Source organism: Amycolatopsis coloradensis (assembly GCF_001953865.1).
Taxonomy (GTDB): Bacteria; Actinomycetota; Actinomycetes; order Mycobacteriales; family Pseudonocardiaceae; genus Amycolatopsis; species Amycolatopsis coloradensis.
The window spans coordinates 662,050-680,149 of the sequence record NZ_MQUQ01000005.1 but is presented as its reverse complement, the minus strand read 5'-3'; the positions used below and the strand labels follow the sequence as shown (position 1 = coordinate 680,149).

Below are 18,100 nucleotides of genomic sequence, written 5' to 3'. Positions count from 1 at the left end.
GGGGCATGGATGGATAAGGCGAGGTGGTCGACCGGCGGGCCAGACGGGTCAGCTCACGTCCGGCCCACCGGTCCGCTAGGGGATGCGCCGCTTCGAGTGCAGGAAGAAGCCCGCGACACCGATGAGGAGCAAGCCGCCGCAGATCAGCAGCGGAACGAAGCCGGTGTCCTGCGCGTCGGGCGCGGGTCCGCCATCACCGCGAGGCATCACTTGGGCGTTGTAGCCGCCCGCCTTGCCCTCTTGGGCGTACGGCGAGCCCGCGAGCATCGCGCCGTACCGGCCGGAGACCGTCTTCTGGTACTCCGCGAGGGTGGCCGAAGCACCGGCCGTGTAGCCGCTGGCGCCCGAGTCGAGCAGGATCACCCGGCCTTCGCGCAGCGCGTACCAGGCGTCGACCTGGGGTTCGTGGAGCAGCGTCGCGCCGGCGGGCAGCCGCCGGGCCAGCGCGCTTTCCCGGTCACCCGAGGCGATGTTGCCGACGCGCCAGACGCCGTCGCCGCCGCGGACCGACCAGACGGTGGCGGTCTGCCCGTCGGACGCCGTCACCGGGACGGCGACGTAGGCGAGTTGCCCGGCGACCGCGCCGTCACCGGCGACGAACTCCCTCGAAAGCTCGTAAACCGGGACGGATTCGTCGACGACGCTGACCGACGGCGTATGACTCGAACCACCCGTCTGAGTGAAGAAGCGGCCGATCTCGGCACGCAGCGTAGGGTCGTCGGCAGCCGCCTTCGCGGCCGCGAGATCTTCACCGGAAAGTTGGTCCGCGCGCGCTCCGGGCGCCGACAGCAGCAGCGCGGCCGCGACCAGCCCGGCGAGTCCGAGGAACCGCCGCGCGCTCATCGCCGGATCCCGGTGAGCGTGTGGGTCCAGGTGAAGGACTTGTTGCCCGCGTAGAAGTCGTAGGTCGACCAGTTGTAGCGGTTGCCGGTGGGCAGCGGATCCCCCCACGCGACCCACTTCCGGCCGAGGTCGGAGCCGTAGAGCACGTGCGTGTGCCCCCCGCCCGAGGCCCAGCCGACCCGCGTTTGCACCGGACGGCCGGAACCGGTCTGCTCCCGGACGGCGGCGTACCCGATGCGCCCCTTGACGTATTTCCCCGGGTCCGAGAAGCCGAGTTTGCCGAAGGCGTGCCGGACGTCGTCCAGCGTCCCCGGGCGGTCGGCGCACTCCCGGCGACGCTCGTCGTGAGCGATCCGGCAGAATTCGTTCTGGGCGACGGTCACACCGTGGCGCGCCGCGATGGTGGTGCCGGAAGCCACCCAGCACCACTGGGACTTCTCCTGCACCTGCATGGCGATGGGGTTCTGCCGGTCCGACGGCGAGGGCACCGCGCTCGCCGGGGTCTGGATCGCCAGCCACGCCGCGACACTCGCGGCGCCGGCGGCGCAAACCCTCCTCGAGAACACAGGCACAACGGGCCTCCTGGTCACCATGGCGAACCAATGTGGTCACCACGGTGAACAGCAGGCTCACACTGAGCAAGATGGGCACTCGGCGGGACGGACCGTTCCGGGGCGTTTCCGCACCCCGGAACGGTCACTCTTCCGGGGTCAACCACCCCGAACGGGGGACGTAGTGTTCACAGTGCGCTGCTAACGTGAACGTTCCGCGGTGTTCACGCTCAGCGCACACACTGGTCTGGTGAAGGGACGAGCGGTGACACGAGACGGTGCTGATACGTCCTCGGCGGGAAAGCATGCCTCGACTGGAGCTGATGCGTCCTCGGCGGGTAAGCATGCCTCGGACTGGGACACCCCGACGATCATCGACGGCACGCGCCGTCAACCGCTCGAAGCCCTGCCCAAGGAGCTGGTCGAGGCGCTGCGCAGCGGCGAATTCCACCACGCGCTGAGGCAGGCGATCGCCTATCGCGGTCTCTCTCTCGCCCGGCTCCGCGCACACCTCGGGCTCCGTGGCGTCCAAATCGGACAGTCGACGTTGAGCTACTGGCAACGCGGATTGCGCCAGCCGGAGGTACCCAAGGCGCTCCCGGCGGTCCGTGCGCTGGAATCGGTGCTGCAACTGCCCGCGGACGCGCTCGTCGTGCTGATCGGGCCGCGGACGACGCGGGCACGCGGACACCAGATGGCCGCGTCGTTCCACGACATCCGGTCCGGTGACATGGGCTCCATCGTCGACCAGCTGCTGGCCGAACTCGGCGCGTACCCGTCGTCCAACCGCTACAACGCCGACCTCGAGATGCTCTCGGTGCACGACACGATCACCTTCGACGCCGCGCACCGCCAGGTCAGCCTGCACACCCGGCTGGCGGTCCGGGCGCGGCGGCACGGCCCGGACCGGTACGTCACGGTCTACAACGGCGACCCCGGCTGCGACATCGGCGACGTCGAGCTGATCACCGCCGAGGGCTGCCGCGTCGGCCGGATCCGCCGCAACGCCGAGGCCGAGACGATGGCTACCGAACTGCTCTTCGACCGGAAACTCGCCGAGGGCGAGATCCACGTGTTCTGCTTCGAGGTCCGCGACGACTCGGGCACCGCGTCGCCCGGGTACTTCCGGATGCTGCGGGACCAGTGCTCGAGCTACCTGGTGCAACTGAAGTTCGCGCTCGGCGCGCTGCCCGCCCGCTGCACCCGGCAGTTCCGGACGCGCGACGACGCCGTGCCCGTCGAGTCCGAAGAGCTGCCGCTCGACATGGGCGGCGTCACCAGCGGGTTCTTCAGTGACGCCGGGCCTGGGCTGGCCGGCATCGAGGTCGAGTGGCGCTAGCGCGTGCGGCTACGCGGTGAGTCGTCCCTTTGGACACGCGTGTCGTCCAACCCATCACGCGAGTCGTCCCGCTGATCACGCGACATCGCCACCCACGCACCGCAGCAAGTACCTAAAACACCCTTGACCCAACCCTTACCACTCACGAGCGGCGGCCGGCGGTCTTCAGACCGGCGTGGCCCACCGCAAGTAGTCCTCTACTTGCGGTGGGTGGACAGGTGTGAGCGGGTCTGGCTGTCCTGAAGGTGGCCTTCAGGACACTCATGACCCGCCTGACCAATGCCCTCCGTGGCGCGTGGTCGTCTTCGCGAGTCGGCCCTCCCGGCACCTCCCCAGGCAGGTGGAGGCTCTCTTCCCTCGGCTCAGCCGAGAGAAGAGAGCACTCCCGAGACCGAGCTGTCAGTACCGGTAGTGGTCCGTCTTGAAGGGACCTTCGACGTCCACGTCGATGTACTCCGCCTGGTCCTTGGTCAGCTTCGTGAGTTCACCGCCGAGCGCGTCCAGGTGGATCTTCGCGACCTTCTCGTCGAGCTTCTTCGGGAGGCGGAAGACCTCCTTGTCGTACTCCTCGTGCTTGGTGAACAGCTCGATCTGCGCGATCACCTGGTTGGAGAAGCTGTTCGACATCACGAATGACGGGTGCCCGGTCGCGTTGCCCAGGTTCAGCAGACGGCCCTCGGACAGCACGATGATGCTCTTGCCGTCCGGGAAGACCCACTCGTCGACCTGCGGCTTGATGTTGATCCGCCGGATGCCCGGGTAGCGCTGGAGTCCCGCCATGTCGAGCTCGTTGTCGAAGTGGCCGATGTTGCCGAGGATCGCCTGGTGCTTCATACGCGCCATGTGCTCGATGAGCACGACGTCCTTGTTACCCGTGGTCGTGATGATGATGTCGGCCTCGCCGAGGACGTTCTCCAGCTTCTTGACCTGGTAGCCGTCCATCACCGCCTGCAGCGCGCAGATCGGGTCGATCTCGGTGACGATCACCCGCGCGCCCTGGCCGCGCAGCGATTCCGCGGCGCCCTTGCCGACGTCGCCGTAACCGCAGACGACCGCGACCTTGCCGCCGATGAGGACGTCGGTGCCGCGGTTGATGCCGTCGATCAGCGAATGCCGGATGCCGTAGCGGTTGTCGAACTTCGACTTGGTCACGGCGTCGTTCACGTTGATCGCCGGGAACAGCAGTTCACCGGCCGCGGCGAGCTGGTAGAGCCGCAGCACGCCGGTCGTGGTCTCCTCGGTGACCCCGCGGATGCCTTCGCCGATCTTGGTCCACTTGCCGGTGTCTGCCGCGACGGAGGCGCTCAGCAACTGGAGAAACACGCGGAACTCGTCCGAGGTGTCCTCGTCCGGAGAGGGGACGACGCCCGCCTTCTCGAACTCGGTTCCCTTGTGCACCAGCATGGTGGCGTCGCCGCCGTCGTCGAGGATCATGTTCGGGCCCTCGCCGTCCCAGGTGAGCATCTTCTCGGTGCACCACCAGTACTCCTCCAGCGACTCGCCCTTCCAGGCGAACACCGGCACACCCTTGGGCTCCTCGGTGGTGCCGTGCGGGCCGACGACGACCGCCGCGGCGGCGTGGTCCTGCGTGGAGAAGATGTTGCAGGAGGCCCAGCGCACCTCGGCACCCAGCGCGACGAGGGTCTCGATCAAGACCGCGGTCTGTACCGTCATGTGCAGCGAGCCCGAGACCCGGGCTCCCCGCAGGGGATACACCTCGGCGTACTCGCGGCGCAGCGCCATCAGGCCAGGCATCTCGTGCTCGGCGAGGCGGATCTCCTTGCGGCCGAACTCGGCGGCCTCGAGATCGGCGACGGCGAACTCGATGCCGTTGCGGGTGTCGTGCCGCTTGGCAACGCTTTCGGGGGTCATATGCGCGCTTCCTCCAAGGTTGGATGACAACAGAACAGTACCGTTGTCGGCTCAAAGCCCACTGAACAGTTTGGAGGCCTTCACCGTGGTCATGCCGGGTCCCGATACCCGCGTCGTCGAAATACGCGTACCCGGGCTAGTGGGCACGAGCGGTGAAAGTCTGCTGGATTCGACGTCGGTGGTGGACGTCGCGGGCGACGGGATCGGCAGGCTGATCCGGCCGTCGGACCGGCTGCGCCGCCCCGCTCCCGGTCCGGTGCTGCCCGCGCTCGGTCGTTCGATCCCGCGCATCCTCGAAGGCTACCTGTGGAGCGGGATGACCTCCGGTGGCGCGGCGAAGGCGACTTGGGCGCTGCTGTTCCCGTTCTCACTGGCGAACGTCGCGCACTGGATGCTGCCGCCGGTCCCGGAGGGCAAGCGGTTCGCGGCGATACTCGGCACGGCGTGCCGGGCGATCCTGCGCGTGGCCTCGCTGCTGCTGACGATGCTGCTGATCAGCCAGCTCGCGGTGGTCTCGCTCGACCTGTTCGCCGCGCAATGCCTCGCACCGGGTTCACCGTGTCTCGCGGGCGCGCCCTCGTTCCTGCGGGATTTCGCGCCGCTGCGGACGGCGATCGGGGTGGTGCCGCTGCTGGCGCTGATCTTCGTGCTCGACCGGATCCCGTCGTCGGACTGGCGGTCGCGGAACAGGCTGCACCGCGTCCACAGTCCGGCCCCGCTGCAACCGCAGGACATGCCGCGGACGCCGGGCCTGCGCACGCTGCACACCGTCGCCGCCTTGACCTGTGTCGCGCTTCCGTTGCTCGGCGGGCCGTTCCGGCTGCCGACGACGACGTTCGACCTGGTCGTCTGGATCTGCGCGCTGACGCTCGTCCTCGCCGCGCTGGTGGCGTCGACGGTCGGTTTCTCGGCGGGCCCGGTGATCCGCGGCGGGCTGATCGCGTTGGCGGTCGCGCTGGTCGGGATCGCCGTCGTCCGCCGCACGCCGCTGCCCGCGGGACTTCCGGGTGGCGGGCTCGGCGGCGCGGACGGGACGGTCGAGGCGCTGGGCGCGGCGATGGTGGTGGTGACCGCGCTGTTCGCGCTGATGCTCGTCCCGGCGGCCCTGCTCGGCCGGTCGACCTGGAAGCACCTGCCGCACCGGCTGCGGCCCTGGCTCGGCGGCTGGGCGGCGGCGCCGGTCGTCGCGCTCGCCGGTCTGCTCGGCGGCGGCTTCGGCGCGGGACTCGCGGTCGCGCTGCGGCAACTGGTCGGCGCGAGCGATCTCCGGCTGCCCGACACCTACGTCCTGGTGACCGTGCTGTGGGGCGCAGGGCTGGCGCTCGCCGTGGTGCTCGGAATCCTCGGCTTCGCGGTGGCCGTCCCGCTGCGGCGGCTACGGCGCGGCGTCCCGAAGATCGTCGCGCTGATGGAGATCGGCAAGGAGCAGGAAGAGGAGGCCGCCCGCGTCTGGGCGCGTGCCTCGTGGGAACGCAAGCATCTGCACCATCTCGCGCTGGTGGTCGCGCTGGCGATGGCGGCGGGCGGCGGCGCTCTCCTGGTGCTGCGCTTCGGTTTCGGGCAGCTGCCCGGCTGGTTCTCGACGCTGTCGGCGATCGGCGTGTTCGCGCTCGGCGCGCTGGCGGCGGGGCTGCTGCGGGTCGTTTTCGCCGCCGCGACGACGCCCAAACGCAGCCGTCACCTCGGCGCGCTGGCGGATCTCGTGTGCTTCTGGCCGCGTGCCGCCCATCCGACCGTTCCGCCGAGCTACGCGCTCAGGGTCGTCCCGGAACTCGCGGACCGCGTCAAGGAACATCTGGCCGATCCGGGCACGCGGGTCGTGCTGTCCGGGTACAACCTAGGCAGCCTGCTGACCGTGCTCGCCGCGGCGCGGGTGATCGCCGACCTCCCGCCGGAGGACCGCGACCGCGTCGGGCTGCTGACCGCGGGCTCACCACTGCAATGGGGCTACCAGCGGGCCTTCCCCGCGATGCTGCCGCAGGCGCAACTCTCGGACCTGTACAAGGATCTCGACGGCCGCTGGCGGGCGCTGTGCCGCGGCACGGACATCTTCGGCGGCGGCGTCACGACGTGGCGGCATCGCGTGGTGGCCGGGAAACTGCTGGGCGACGGCTATCTGCCGGGAGGCGGGACGGGGCCGCTGGCCGCGGAGGCCGACGAACAGGGTGTCCTGGTGCTGGGCGGCGATCACTGGCTGCCGGACCCGATGCGCGGACCGACCGGGCGGCACCGCTGGGCGCCGGGCGTCCTCAAGCACACGGACTACGTCGTCGACGCCGAATGGGACAACGCCGTCGCGATGGCCGCCGGACTCGGCCGTCCCCGCCCCACGAACCCTCGGGGTGAGCAGGGATCGCTGTTCGGGGACTTCCCGCAGATGCGCTGAAGGCCGCTGACCCTCGACTCGCGTGAAGGCCCCCTTCCCTCGACTGAGCCGAGGAAAGGGGGCCTTCACGCGCAATCAGCTAGCTTCAGTTGGCCTTGCGGCGCACACGCAGCAGGACCAGGACACCGGCACCGGCCAGGACCAGCAGGCCACCGGCCCACAGCAGCCAGGCGTTGTCGAAACCGGTGTCGGCGAGGCCGCCACCGTTGCCACCGTTACCGCCGACGTTCGGGGCGGGAACCGCGGTGCTCGACGGAGCCGAGGTCTCGGACGGCTTGTCCGTGGTGGTCGGGGCGGTCGTCGGCGGCTTGACCGTCGAGGTCTTCGTCGGCTCGGTCGGCTTCGGCTGCTCGGTCGGCTTGGCCTTCTCGCCGCACGCGTACCACTTGTCGATGTTCGCCTTGCTGCCGTCGCGGTTGAACGGCGCGCGCAACTCGGTCCACGGCGGGGTGTCGGCGAGCTTGCGCTTGCCCGGCTCGTAGACGTTGTAGCCGTCGTCGCCACCGAGGACGACGATCGCGGTCACCTTGACGCCCTCACCGAGGCCGGTGATGTTGAGCCGCTTCTCACCGGCGCCACCGGTGAACTTGAAGTCCTCGTCGGACAGGGCCTTGCCGCCGGCCTTGACCTGCTCGCACTTGCTGATGTTGCCGGGGATCGGCTTGGCGCGGTCGTCATCGGAGTGACAGGCCAGCGCCGAACCGGCGGTGCCGAGCAGGACGGCGGTCGCCAGTGCGACAACGGTGACGGCGGAACGGACGCGCCGTCCGGACATGATCTGCATTCAGAGCTCTCCTGTACCGATCGGGGGACAAACGAGCAAAGCGTGGTGCCTCATTCGAGGGATGAAGGTCAACTCGCGGTGCTTCTACACGAGTTCCGTTCACCCGTCAGGGTGAGGCAGAGACCGGACGCTATCGCACACCGATTTCACACCGAAACCGGGGCCCCCGACAAAGCGGCCCACCATCCACAGAGGAATGGTGGGCCGCCGAAACGAGAGAGATCAGTCCGAAACGGACGTCGGGACCTCGCCCTTGTTCTGCTTGCCGAGCAGCGAATTGCGACGGCTGTAGGCGAAGTAGATGACGACGCCCAGTGCCATCCAGGCCAGGAACCGCAGCCACGTGAGCACGGTCAGGTTCAGCATCAGCCAGACGCAGGCGATGATCGCCAGGATCGGGATCACCGGGACCCAGGGCACCCGGAAGGCGCGCGGCAGATCCGGCCGGGTCTTGCGCAGCACCAGCACGCCCGCGGAAACGAGAACGAAGGCGAAGAGCGTGCCGACGTTGACCATTTCTTCCAGTTTGTCCGCCGGGAAGAACGTCGCCGCGACCGCGACGAGCGAACCGACCACGATGGTCGCCCGCTTCGGAGTGCCGTTCTCCCCGGTCTTCGCCAGCCCACGCGGCATCAGGCCGTCACGCGACATCGCGAAGATGATCCGGATCTGGCCGAGCATCAGCACCATGACGACGGTCGTCAAACCGGCGAGGGCACCGACGGAGATGATGTTGGCCGCCCAGTCGACGCCGTTGGCCGCGAACGCGGACGCGAGCGTCTTCTTGCCGCCGTCGCCAGCCGAAGTGGCGAGATCCTTGTAGTTGACCATGCCGACGACCACGAGCGACACGGCGACGTACAGCACCGTCACGATGGCGAGCGAGCCGAAGATGCCCCGGGGCACGGCCTTCTGCGGGTTGCGGGTCTCCTCGGCGGTGGTCGCGACGATGTCGAACCCGATGAACGCGAAGAACACCAGCGACGCCGCGGCCAGCAGACCGAAGACGCCGAACGCGCTGCTGCCGCCACCGGCGACCAAGGAGAACAGCGACTGGTCGACCCCGGTCGCCGCCGACTCACCGGCGGGCTGGGCGTCCGGGACGAACGGGGTGTAGTTCGACCCCTTGATGTAGAAGATGCCGAGCACGATCACGAACAGCACCACCGCGACCTTGATCCCGGTGATCACCATCGAGAAGCGCGACGACAGTTTCGTGCCGACGGCGAGCAGCGTGGCCAGCACGAGCACCACCAGCAAGGCGCCCCAGTCGACCGGGACGGGCCCGATCTCGAACGTCGTCTTCGTGCCCTTGCCGAAGATGTAGGAGAGCACGGTTTCGAGGTAGGCGGACCAGCCCTTCGACACCGCGGCCGCGCCGACCGCGAGTTCCAGGATGAGGTCCCAGCCGATGATCCACGCCATGAACTCGCCGAACGTGGCGTAGGAGAACGTGTACGCGCTCCCGGCCACCGGGACGGTCGACGCGAATTCCGCGTAACAGAGGGCGGCCAGCGCGCAGGCGATGGCCGCGAACACGAACGCGAGCGAGACCGACGGGCCCGCGAAGTCACCGGCCGTGCGGGCGGTGAGGGTGAAGATCCCGGCGCCGATGACGACCGCGACACCGAAGACGGTCAGATCCCACGCGCCCAGGTTCCGCCTGAGCTTGGTCCCGGGTTCGTCGGTGTCCGCGATGGACTGCTCGATGGACTTCGTACGCCACAGACCGTTTCCGGGCACCCTTGACCTCCTACACCTGACTGCGGTTCAAGGGACCCTATCGCCCGGCCGTGACGGGAGCGCGGTGGGAGAGCAACGAAGTATGCGGAGGTCGCGACGGTGATCGGCGGAATACGGACAGTTGCTCCGGGGCGTCCGGTCCAGGTGGTCGCTTGGAGTGCAGGAAGGCCCTTCCTGCACCTGGGGAGACGACCCCACACAGGCAAGTAACGGGCCGTTCATGGCATCGGGAGAGCCTCAGGCCAGCGAGCGGTCCAGGTCCGGCTCCAGGTAGATCAGCTTCGCCGTCGGCACCTTCGCGCGCACACGCGCTTCGGCGTCATCGATGGCTTGAGCGATATCGGCGGTCTCCAGGCCGGGCACCAGCGCGAGCTTCGCGGCCACCAGCATCTCGTCCGGGCCGATGTAGAGGGTGCGGATGTGGATGACCCGCTCGACCTTGCCGGCGGCGAGTTCGTCGACGATCGTGTCGAGGTCAGCGGGAGAGGCGCCCTCGCCGATCAGCAGGCTCTTCATCTCGATGATCAGGATGATCGCGATGATGCCGAGCAGCACACCGATCGTCACGGTGCCGATGCCGTCCCACACCGGGTCGCCGGTGATGACCGAAAGCCCGACACCCGCGAGCGCGAAGACCAGGCCGAGCAGCGCGCCCGCGTCCTCCAGCAGCACCACCGGCAGTTCGGGGGTCTTGGCCTGACGGATGAAGGCCCACCAGCCCGCGTCGCCCTTGATCTTCTTCGACTCCTGGATCGCGGTGTAGAAGGAGTACGACTCCAGCCCGATCGCGACCACCAGGATGCCGACCGCCACCAGCGGCGAAGTCAGGGCCTCCGGCTCGCTGATCTTGTGAACGCCCTCCCACAGAGCGAACACCGAGCCGAGGCTGAAGAGCATCAGCGCGACGATGAACGAGTAGAAGTACCGGTCTCGCCCGAAGCCGAACGGGTGGGTGCGGGTCGCCTTGCGCTGCGAGGTCTTCTGACCCAACAGCAGGAGGCCCTGGTTCGAGGTGTCCGCGAGCGAGTGCACGGCCTCGGCGAGCATCGAAGACGACCCCGTGATGAGGTAGCCGGTGAATTTCGCGGCCGCGATTCCGGCGTTCGCCACGAGCGCGGCGATGATCGCCTTGGTTCCGCCACCTGCAGACACGTGCAACTCCCCGAATGGTGTCCCGATATGCCGGGTTCGAAGGCTAGCAGTGCAGATGAGCCCGTACGCGCCGGGCGGGACAGGTCACAGAATTGTCGGCCCCCCTCGCTAGTCTCGCCCCTCTCATGACCTGGGGAGGTGCCCGTGCCGCGATTCGGCGTGCTCGGACCGTTGACGATCGAAAGCCCGCCCGGGCGGCGCACGACGCCGCGCGGCGATCATCAGCGTGCCCTGCTGGCCGTCCTCCTGCTGAACGCGAACTCGTCCGTCCCGGTCGACGCCCTGGTCGAGGCTCTCTGGCCGGAGACGCCGCCCAAGTCGTACGCCTCGAATCTGCACACGTACGTCTCCCGGCTGCGGGCGCGGTTCGAGGGGCTGGAGATCGAGCGGGATCCTCGCGGCTACCGGCTGGTGGTCGAGCCCGCAGACCTCGATCTGCTGTCCTTCCGCGAAGCCGTCGCGGCGGGGAGGGCGGCGGCGCGGGCGGGTGATCCGGCGGCTCGTGTTTCGGCGCACTATCGCCGCGCGCTGGCGGAATGGCGCGGGCCGGTCCTGTCCGGGCTGCACATCCCCCGGCTCGACGCGGACGTCGCCCGGCTCGAATCGGAACGCCTCGCGGCCTTCGAAGACTGTGTCGACGCCGAACTGTCCGACGGCAGACACGGCGAGCTCACCGGCGAACTCCAGGTGATGATCACCGAACATCCCCTGCGTGAACGGCTCGCCGCCCAGCTGATGATCGCGTTGCACCGCGCCGGGCGGCAGGCCGATTCACTGGCCGTCCACCGCGCACTGCGCGCCACCCTCGTCGAGGAACTCGGCGTGGAACCCGGCGCCGAGGTCCGCCGCGTGCACGCCGCCGTGTTGCGCGGTGAGGATCCGGTGCCGTCCACGAAGGCGGCGGCGATCTTCCCGATCTGCCAGTTGCCGCCGGACATCGCGGATCTCGCCGGCCGCGAGAACGAGATCGTGAAACTCTCCGGGCTGCTCGGTGAAGACACGGGTGTCCCGGTCGCGGTGATCACCGGCGAACCCGGCGCGGGCAAGTCCACCCTCGCGGTCAGCACCGCGCACCGGCTCCGCCGGTCCTTCCCGGACGGACAGCTGTTCGTCCCGCTGGCCGGCGCCTCCAGCCCGCGCGACCTCGCCGACGTCCTCGGCGACCTGTTGCGCGCGCTGGGGGTCACCGGTCCCGCCATCCCGGACGACGTCGAGGCGCGGGCGGCGGTCTATCGCGGCCGTCTCGCCGATCGGCGGGTCCTCGTGGTGCTCGACGACGCCGCGAGCCCCGAGCAGGCCCGCGCGCTGCTGCCGGGAACGCCGGGCAGCGCCGTCCTGATCACCAGCAGGCAACGGCTTTCCGGGCTCGCCGGGGCGAGTCGCCTCCACCTCGCCCCGCTGTCCGGCGCCGAAGCGATGACCCTGCTGGAGCGGCTGGCCGGGCCGGATCGGGTGGACGCCGAACGCGCGGACGCGGAGCGGATCGCCAAAGCCTGCGGAAATCTCCCGCTGGCATTGCGGATCGCCGGCAGCAGGCTCGCCATGCGGCCGGGCATGCCGCTCGGGAAACTCGCCGGGAAGCTGGAGGACGAGGTCTCGCGCCTCGACGAACTCCAGGTCAGCGATCTCCAGGTGCGCGGCAGCATCGCGTTGAGCTATCAAGCGCTGAGCCTCCCCGCGCGGCGCGCGTTCCGGTTGATCGGCCGCTGCCGCACCCTCGACCTGCCGGCGTGGGCGGTGTCGACCCTCATCAACGACACCGCCGACGAAGAAGCGGAGGAGGCACTGGACGAACTCGTCGAGGCCAGCCTGCTCGAAGCCACCGGTCTCGACCCGACGGGCGAGCAGCGGTTCCGCGTGCACGACCTCGTGCGCGTGTTCGCCACGGAACTCGGCCGTGAACTGGAGACCCACGCCGAGCGGGTGGCCAGCGTCACGAAGGTGTCGGATGCGGCACTGTGCCTCGCCGACACGGCGGCCCGCCGCCTGCCGAGGACGGTGCCGATGCCGTTGTCCGATCACGAAGTGCCCACACAGCCGTTGGCGGCCGAACTGGTCGAGCGGCTGCTGCGTGACCCCGGCACGTGGTTCTCCGTGGAACGGGCCAACCTGGTCGCCGCCGTCTCGTCGCTGTGCGCGGTCGGCTGGCGGCGGAAAGCGTTGCGAATTCTGGAAAGGCTGAGCGCGTACCTGTACCTGCACAGCCACTACACCGACATGCGGACGGCGTACGAGACCTTGCGCGACGCCGCTCGCGAAGCGGACGACAGGCATATCGCGGTCGTCGCCGAGGCGAACCTGACGGTGTTGCTGCACGCGCGCGGCGAGTACGAACGCGCCGTCGAGGGCTACCGCGCATGCTCGAAGGAACTGGCGGAGCTGGGCGACAGTTCCACGCAGGCGTGGGTCGAGACGAATCTGGCTCGCTGCCTCGTCGGCCTCGGCCGGGCCGGGGAGTCCCTGCACGCGGCCACTCAGGCCCGCGAACTGTCCACTGTGGAGGCGACCGGGCCGGGAGCGTACGCGCGGCACGCGGAGTCCGCGGCGTTGCACCGGCTCGGCAAGATCTCCGAGGCATTGGAGATCGACCGCAGGATCCTCGCGCGCTCGCGGGAATGCGGCGACGAACGCCAGCTCGGTGTCGCCCTGCAAGGACTTTCGTGGTCCCTGATGCTCGACGGCCGCCAGGAGGAGGCGCTGGAGACGATCGAGGAATCGGTCCGGGTGCTGCGCCGGACGACGGCGAAATCGGCGCTGGCCAAGTCGTTGCGCACCCAGGGCGCGATCCTCGCCGGTGCCGGGCGGCGCGTCGGCGCGGTGAAGGCGTATGAGAACGCGCGACGGCTGGCGGGCGCGCTCGAAGAACGGCCGCGGGAACTTTCCTGCACCCGCGCGATCGCGGCGAGCTGGATCGGCGACGGCCGGGCCGATCGCGCGATTCCCGTCCTGCGCCACTGTCTCGACGAATTCCGTGCCATGGGAGGGAAACCCGCGACGGGCCTCACCCTGCACGTGCTGCGCCGGGCCTACGAGGCCGTCGGGGAAACGAGAGCGGCCGAGGCGGCGGGCGAAGAGGCGAAGCGATTGGAAGTCCCCCACGACGCCAACGCTTCGACCCTCGTCCGGCTGCTGTTGTCACTCACCGAACCCGCCCCGGCCTGACCGGGGGGTGCCCTACCCCTCAGACGAGCACCTCCCGGAAATCACCCACGGTGAGTCGCCGACCCGGATCGGGACGAGCCGACGACAACCGCAGGGTCACCCCTTCGGTCGATAGTCGCGGAACCCACCACACGGAACGCACACACTTCGGCCAAGAACGCGTTTCGTCCTCTAGTTGCGGTCCTTGCATGCGCAAGGACCGCGACTAGAGGACGAAACGCGGAGAGGTCAGCAGGTGCCGGCGGTGGCGCGGAAGACCTGGGTGCGTTCGCCGGACAGCGGCCGGACGCGGACGGCGGGGTCGGCGGCCGGGAGCCACACCGATTGGCCACGGCGGAGTTCGACCTGCTCGCCGTCGTCGGCGGTCACCAGCAGGGCGCCCGCGGTGCACAGCAGGATCTGCGGGCCGATGTCGTGGACGGCGACCTCGCCGTCGTCACCGGCCCCCCACTCGATCCGCGACAGCTCGAACTCCGGCGCGTCGGTGCGATACACCGACATCCTGGCCTCTTCGGTGCCGCTCTGCACCGGCATCTCGCCGCACGCGAAGTCGACGACGCGCAGCAACTCCGGCACGTCGACGTGCTTGGGGGTCAGCCCGCAGCGCAGGATGTTGTCCGAGTTCGCCAGGATCTCGACCGCGGTGCCGTGCAGGTACAGGTGCAGGTTCCCGGCGGGCAGGTAGATCGCCTCGCCCGCGCTGAGGGTGAGGCGGTTGAGCAGCAGCGCCGCGAGCACGCCCGCGTCCCGCGGATGCGACTCGCCGAGTTCCAGGATGGTCCGGCATTCGACGTCGAACTCGCCGCGTCCCTGGACGTGTTTGACGCACGAATCGAGGACCTCGGGCAGCAGTTCGTCGAGCGCGGCCTGCGGCAGGGTGATCCAGGTGGTGAACAGGGCGCGCAGCCCGGCTGGATCCGGCTGGGCTTCCAGCAGCACCGCGTACTTCGCCAGCCCTGGCGTCTCGATCGCCTTGAGCAGCGACATCGTGCGTTCCGGGTCGCGGAAACCCGCGAGCGCGTGGAACTCGGTCAGCGCGCAGACGAGTTCCGGCTTCGCCGTCGGATCCGGGTAATTGCGGTTCGAGGCGTCGCGCGGGATCCCGGCCGACTCCTCGCGCGCGTACCCTTCCGCCGCCTGTGCGGCGGACGGGTGCGCCTGCATCGAAAGCGGCTCTTCGGCGGCGAGGATCTTCAGCAGGAACGGCAGCCTGCCGCCCCAGCGCCCGGCGCAGGTCGTGCCGAGCTGACCGACAGGATCGGCTTCGACGAGCTCCAGCAGGCTCCGCTCGGTGCCGTCCGGGCCGATGACGTGGGACGGGTCACCGGGGTGGGCACCCATCCACAGCTCCGCCTCCGGATGCGGCGCCGGCACCGGACGCCCCAGCAGCTCGGGGATCGTCGTTCTCGATCCCCACGCGTAGGGCCGCACGGCATTGCGCAGCAGCTCCACTGTCACCTCAACTCCTCGCCGGGCACGGGTGGTGCCGGCCCTCATTTCCTCACGTCGCGCGCGGGGCTCACGCCGTTGCGGGCGTGTACCTCCCGGCGCCGCCGATGCTGCCGACGGCCAGCCCCAGATAGACCGCGGCCAGCTCGAAACGCAGCGCGAGAACGGCCGCACGCACGATCTCGTCCGTTTCGATCTCTTCGGCCGGGGCGATCACATCCGCACCGGGTAGCAGGTCTTCCGCCTGGTAGCGAGCCGCCTCCGCGGCCGGCCCCGTCCGAACCGAGAGGAGCAGCACCCTCGGCGTCGAGCCGACCCCCTCCTCCGGGTCCGCGAAGATATCGCGATCCACGCTCCCGGACAACGCCGCCCGCCGCAAAGCGGGCCTGGCCAAGGCCTGGCGGTAGTCCTCCACGTCACAGACGAGTGCCGCGTGGGCGGCGAACGCGTGGGCGGCGTGCTCGCCGACAGCGACCGCGACGGGGTCCAGCCCCCACAGCAGCGGCTGGCGCTCGGCCACCTTCAGCGCCATCGCCTTGGCCGGGTTCGCGAACGAGTCCCTGGCCAGGTAGTCCTTCTCGGCTTCCGCGTCGAGATGGTCGGCGAGTTGCTCCAGATCGGCCACCAGCAGGCCGAGCGCGTTGGCGGTCAGCAGGGCGGCGGCGAGCCCGCGAGGGAAGGCCATCTCCGGCGGGACCGGGATCCTCGGCGCGAGCAGCACTCCCTTGCCCGCGACGGCGGCCGCGACCGGCCCCTCGCCGGGACCGGACAGCACGACCGTCGCGCCGAACCGGGCGGCACGCTCCAGCGAAGCGGCCAGCTCACGGTCACCGGCGTCGTCGGTGTGCGCGAAGACGACGTCGAGGGCGCCGATCCAGCTGGGCACCACCTCGGCGACGACCACCGGCACCGGGCAGGCCGGGGTCAGCAGCGCGGCGACCAGCCTGGTCAGCGTCCGGCTGACGCCGGGCCGGTCGATCAGCACGAGCGAGCGCGGGCGCCCGACGTCCAGCCGATCGCTCAGCTCGAGTTCGGCCGCGGCTTCGGCGGTCGCCCTGACCTGGGCGCCCGCCATCGCCGCGGCACGGAGGAGCCCCGCGGTGTCGGCCTCGGCCAGCCTCGCGGGATCGTCGAGCAGGGACTCGTCAGGGACTGTCGGCATGGGCGCCATCCGGGTTCGTCGGCTCGGTGGCTTCGTCCAGCAACAGTACCGGGATTCCATCACGGACCGGATACACCCGACCGCACTCCGTGCAAGTGAGCGCGTCGGCCTCCGGGTCGGCCGTCGTCCCCGTCCGCAGCGGTGCGTGATCGGGGGACGGGCAGGCCAAGATCTCCAGCAGCTGTGCGTCAAGCGTGACGGCCATGCTCACTCCCTACCTGTGGGACATCTCTATGGGTGTTTTCACGACACATTCGTTACCCACGGACGATCGCCAGTACGTCTTCGGTCAGCGCCCGGACGGCCTCGGCGTCGGCGGCCTCGACGTTCAGGCGGAGCAGCGGCTCGGTGTTCGACGGGCGCAGGTTGAACCAGCCGCCGCCGGGAAGCCGCACGGTGAGCCCGTCCAGTTCGTCGATCTCGACGCCGTCGCGCGCGCCGAAGGCGTCCTTGACCGCCATCATGCGCGCGACCTGGTCGTCCACGGTGGAGTTGATCTCGCCGGAAGCCGCGTAACGCGAGTACTCGGCGGTCAGCTCGGACAGCGGGCCCGACTGCTCGCCGAGGGCGGCGAGGACGTGGAGCGCGGCCAGCATGCCGGTGTCGGCACGCCAGAAGTCGCGGAAGTAGTAGTGCGCGGAGTGCTCTCCACCGAAGATCGCGCCGGTTTTGGCCATCTCGCCCTTGATGAACGAGTGCCCGACCCGGGTGCGCACCGGCTTGCCGCCGTGTTCGGCGACAATCTCCGGCACTCCCTTCGACGTGATCAGGTTGTGGATGATGGTGCCGCCCGGCTCCTTCTCCAGCTCACGGACCGCGACCAGGGCGGTGATGGCGCTCGGAGACACCGGCTCGCCGCGCTCGTCGACGACGAAGCAGCGATCCGCGTCACCGTCGAAGGCCAAGCCCGCGTCGGCGCTTTCCTCGCGCACCTTCGCCTGGAGGTCGACGATGTTCTTCGGGTCGAGCGGGTTGGCCTCGTGGTTCGGGAAGGTGCCGTCGAGCTCGAAGTACATCGGCACGACCTCGATGGGCAGGCCCGCGAAGACGGTCGGCACGGTGTGGCCGCCCATGCCGTTGCCCGCATCGACGACGACCTTCAGCGGACGGCTGCCCGACAGGTCGACGAGCTTGCGCAGGTACGCCGCGTAGTCGGTGAGGACGTCCTTCTCGGTGACGGAGCCACGCTGGCCCACGAAGGCGGGTACGCCCTGCTCGACGGTGTCGCGGATCTCCGCGAGACCGGAGTCCTGGCCGACCGGTGCGGCACCCGAGCGGCACAGCTTGATGCCGTTGTACTTCGCCGGGTTGTGGCTGGCGGTGAACATGGCGCCCGGCAGGTTCAGCGAGCCGGACGCGAAGTACAGCTGGTCGGTGCTGGCGAGGCCGATCGTCACCACGTCGAGGCCCTGCGAGGTCACGCCGTCGGCGAACGCGGCGGACAGCTCCGGCGAGGAGTCGCGCATGTCGTGACCGATGACGATCGCGTCCGACTCGGGTTTGATCAACAGGGCGAACGCCGAGCCGAGGTCGCGGACAAGCGCCGCGTCCAGCTGTTCACCGACCACGCCGCGAATGTCGTAGGCCTTCACGATGCCCGAAAGGTCTGGCACGCCTGCTCCCCGCCAATAGTCTCGTTACAACGCCCTCTGGCGCC

At 69.6% G+C, this 18,100-nt stretch carries 13 protein-coding genes; 3 read left to right on the top strand and 10 right to left on the bottom strand.

Annotated elements, in window-relative coordinates; genetic code table 11:
* Nucleotides 1–75 precede the first annotated feature (75 nt).
* A complete protein-coding gene (locus tag BS329_RS12775) occupies nucleotides 76–843 on the bottom strand; it encodes a hypothetical protein (RefSeq protein ID WP_076159730.1) in 768 nt (255 codons plus the stop codon).
* Complete coding sequence (locus BS329_RS12770; protein WP_084749599.1) at nucleotides 840–1,409, bottom strand: papain-like cysteine protease family protein; 570 nt, start codon at nucleotides 1,407–1,409, stop codon at nucleotides 840–842. The genes BS329_RS12775 and BS329_RS12770 overlap by 4 nt, the downstream gene beginning before the upstream one ends.
* Nucleotides 1,410–1,764: 355 nt before the next feature.
* On the opposite strand from BS329_RS12770, the gene BS329_RS12765 reads away from it, so the two are divergent.
* Nucleotides 1,765–2,733, top strand: coding sequence for a hypothetical protein (locus BS329_RS12765; protein WP_084749631.1), 969 nt, complete (start codon nucleotides 1,765–1,767; stop codon nucleotides 2,731–2,733).
* Nucleotides 2,734–3,132: 399 nt separating this feature from the next.
* Here the strand turns inward: BS329_RS12765 and ahcY are convergent, their stop codons facing one another.
* Nucleotides 3,133–4,605, bottom strand: coding sequence for an adenosylhomocysteinase (ahcY, locus tag BS329_RS12760; RefSeq protein WP_076159724.1), 1,473 nt, complete (start codon nucleotides 4,603–4,605; stop codon nucleotides 3,133–3,135).
* Nucleotides 4,606–4,696: 91 nt separating this feature from the next.
* Between ahcY and BS329_RS12755 the strand changes: the two genes are divergently transcribed.
* On the top strand, nucleotides 4,697–6,991 hold the full coding sequence (locus tag BS329_RS12755; protein ID WP_076160262.1) for a hypothetical protein: 2,295 nt from the start codon (nucleotides 4,697–4,699) through the stop codon (nucleotides 6,989–6,991).
* An 85-nt stretch (nucleotides 6,992–7,076) separates the two neighbouring features.
* Here the strand turns inward: BS329_RS12755 and BS329_RS12750 are convergent, their stop codons facing one another.
* The 3 genes from BS329_RS12750 to BS329_RS12740 all read right to left on the bottom strand — a co-directional run bounded on the left by BS329_RS12750 (nucleotide 7,077) and on the right by BS329_RS12740 (nucleotide 10,670).
* A complete protein-coding gene (locus tag BS329_RS12750; protein ID WP_076159721.1) occupies nucleotides 7,077–7,775 on the bottom strand; it encodes an LPXTG cell wall anchor domain-containing protein in 699 nt (232 codons plus the stop codon).
* A gap of 222 nt (nucleotides 7,776–7,997) precedes the next feature.
* Nucleotides 7,998–9,518 carry an amino acid permease gene (locus BS329_RS12745; protein WP_076159718.1) on the bottom strand — a complete coding sequence of 507 codons (1,521 nt, stop codon included), beginning with the start codon at nucleotides 9,516–9,518 and terminating at the stop codon, nucleotides 7,998–8,000.
* A 237-nt stretch (nucleotides 9,519–9,755) separates the two neighbouring features.
* Complete coding sequence (locus BS329_RS12740) at nucleotides 9,756–10,670, bottom strand: cation diffusion facilitator family transporter (protein ID WP_076159715.1); 915 nt, start codon at nucleotides 10,668–10,670, stop codon at nucleotides 9,756–9,758.
* A gap of 144 nt (nucleotides 10,671–10,814) precedes the next feature.
* Here BS329_RS12740 and BS329_RS12735 point away from each other — a divergent pair, with 144 nt between their 5' ends.
* Nucleotides 10,815–13,832, top strand: coding sequence for an AfsR/SARP family transcriptional regulator (locus BS329_RS12735; protein WP_076159712.1), 3,018 nt, complete (start codon nucleotides 10,815–10,817; stop codon nucleotides 13,830–13,832).
* 228 nt (nucleotides 13,833–14,060) lie between these two features.
* Here BS329_RS12735 and manA read toward each other — a convergent pair whose 3' ends face one another.
* From manA to BS329_RS12715, 4 genes are all read right to left on the bottom strand, one after another.
* Nucleotides 14,061–15,284: a mannose-6-phosphate isomerase, class I gene (gene manA, locus BS329_RS12730; protein WP_076159709.1), complete on the bottom strand. Its 1,224-nt coding sequence runs from the start codon at nucleotides 15,282–15,284 to the stop codon at nucleotides 14,061–14,063.
* A 67-nt stretch (nucleotides 15,285–15,351) separates the two neighbouring features.
* Nucleotides 15,352–16,443, bottom strand: a complete 1,092-nt coding sequence (locus BS329_RS12725) for a hypothetical protein (protein ID WP_076159706.1) — start codon at nucleotides 16,441–16,443, stop codon at nucleotides 15,352–15,354.
* The gene (locus BS329_RS12720) at nucleotides 16,427–16,648 is read right to left on the bottom strand and encodes a Trm112 family protein (RefSeq protein ID WP_076159703.1); all 222 of its coding nucleotides are present in this window, start codon (nucleotides 16,646–16,648) and stop codon (nucleotides 16,427–16,429) included. Before BS329_RS12720 ends, BS329_RS12725 begins: the two co-directional genes overlap by 17 nt.
* A 52-nt stretch (nucleotides 16,649–16,700) precedes the next feature.
* Nucleotides 16,701–18,056 carry a phosphomannomutase/phosphoglucomutase gene (locus BS329_RS12715; RefSeq protein ID WP_076159700.1) on the bottom strand — a complete coding sequence of 452 codons (1,356 nt, stop codon included), beginning with the start codon at nucleotides 18,054–18,056 and terminating at the stop codon, nucleotides 16,701–16,703.
* Nucleotides 18,057–18,100 lie beyond the last annotated feature (44 nt).

Coding starts and splice junctions, on each gene's coding strand:
- ahcY (WP_076159724.1), bottom strand. CDS start 4,605: ATGACCCCCGAAAGCGTTGCCAAGCGGCACGACACCCGCAACGGCATC.
- BS329_RS12725 (WP_076159706.1), bottom strand. CDS start 16,443: ATGCCGACAGTCCCTGACGAGTCCCTGCTCGACGATCCCGCGAGGCTG.
- BS329_RS12755 (WP_076160262.1), top strand. CDS start 4,697: ATGCCGGGTCCCGATACCCGCGTCGTCGAAATACGCGTACCCGGGCTA.
- BS329_RS12720 (WP_076159703.1), bottom strand. CDS start 16,648: ATGGCCGTCACGCTTGACGCACAGCTGCTGGAGATCTTGGCCTGCCCG.
- BS329_RS12750 (WP_076159721.1), bottom strand. CDS start 7,775: ATGCAGATCATGTCCGGACGGCGCGTCCGTTCCGCCGTCACCGTTGTC.
- BS329_RS12775 (WP_076159730.1), bottom strand. CDS start 843: ATGAGCGCGCGGCGGTTCCTCGGACTCGCCGGGCTGGTCGCGGCCGCG.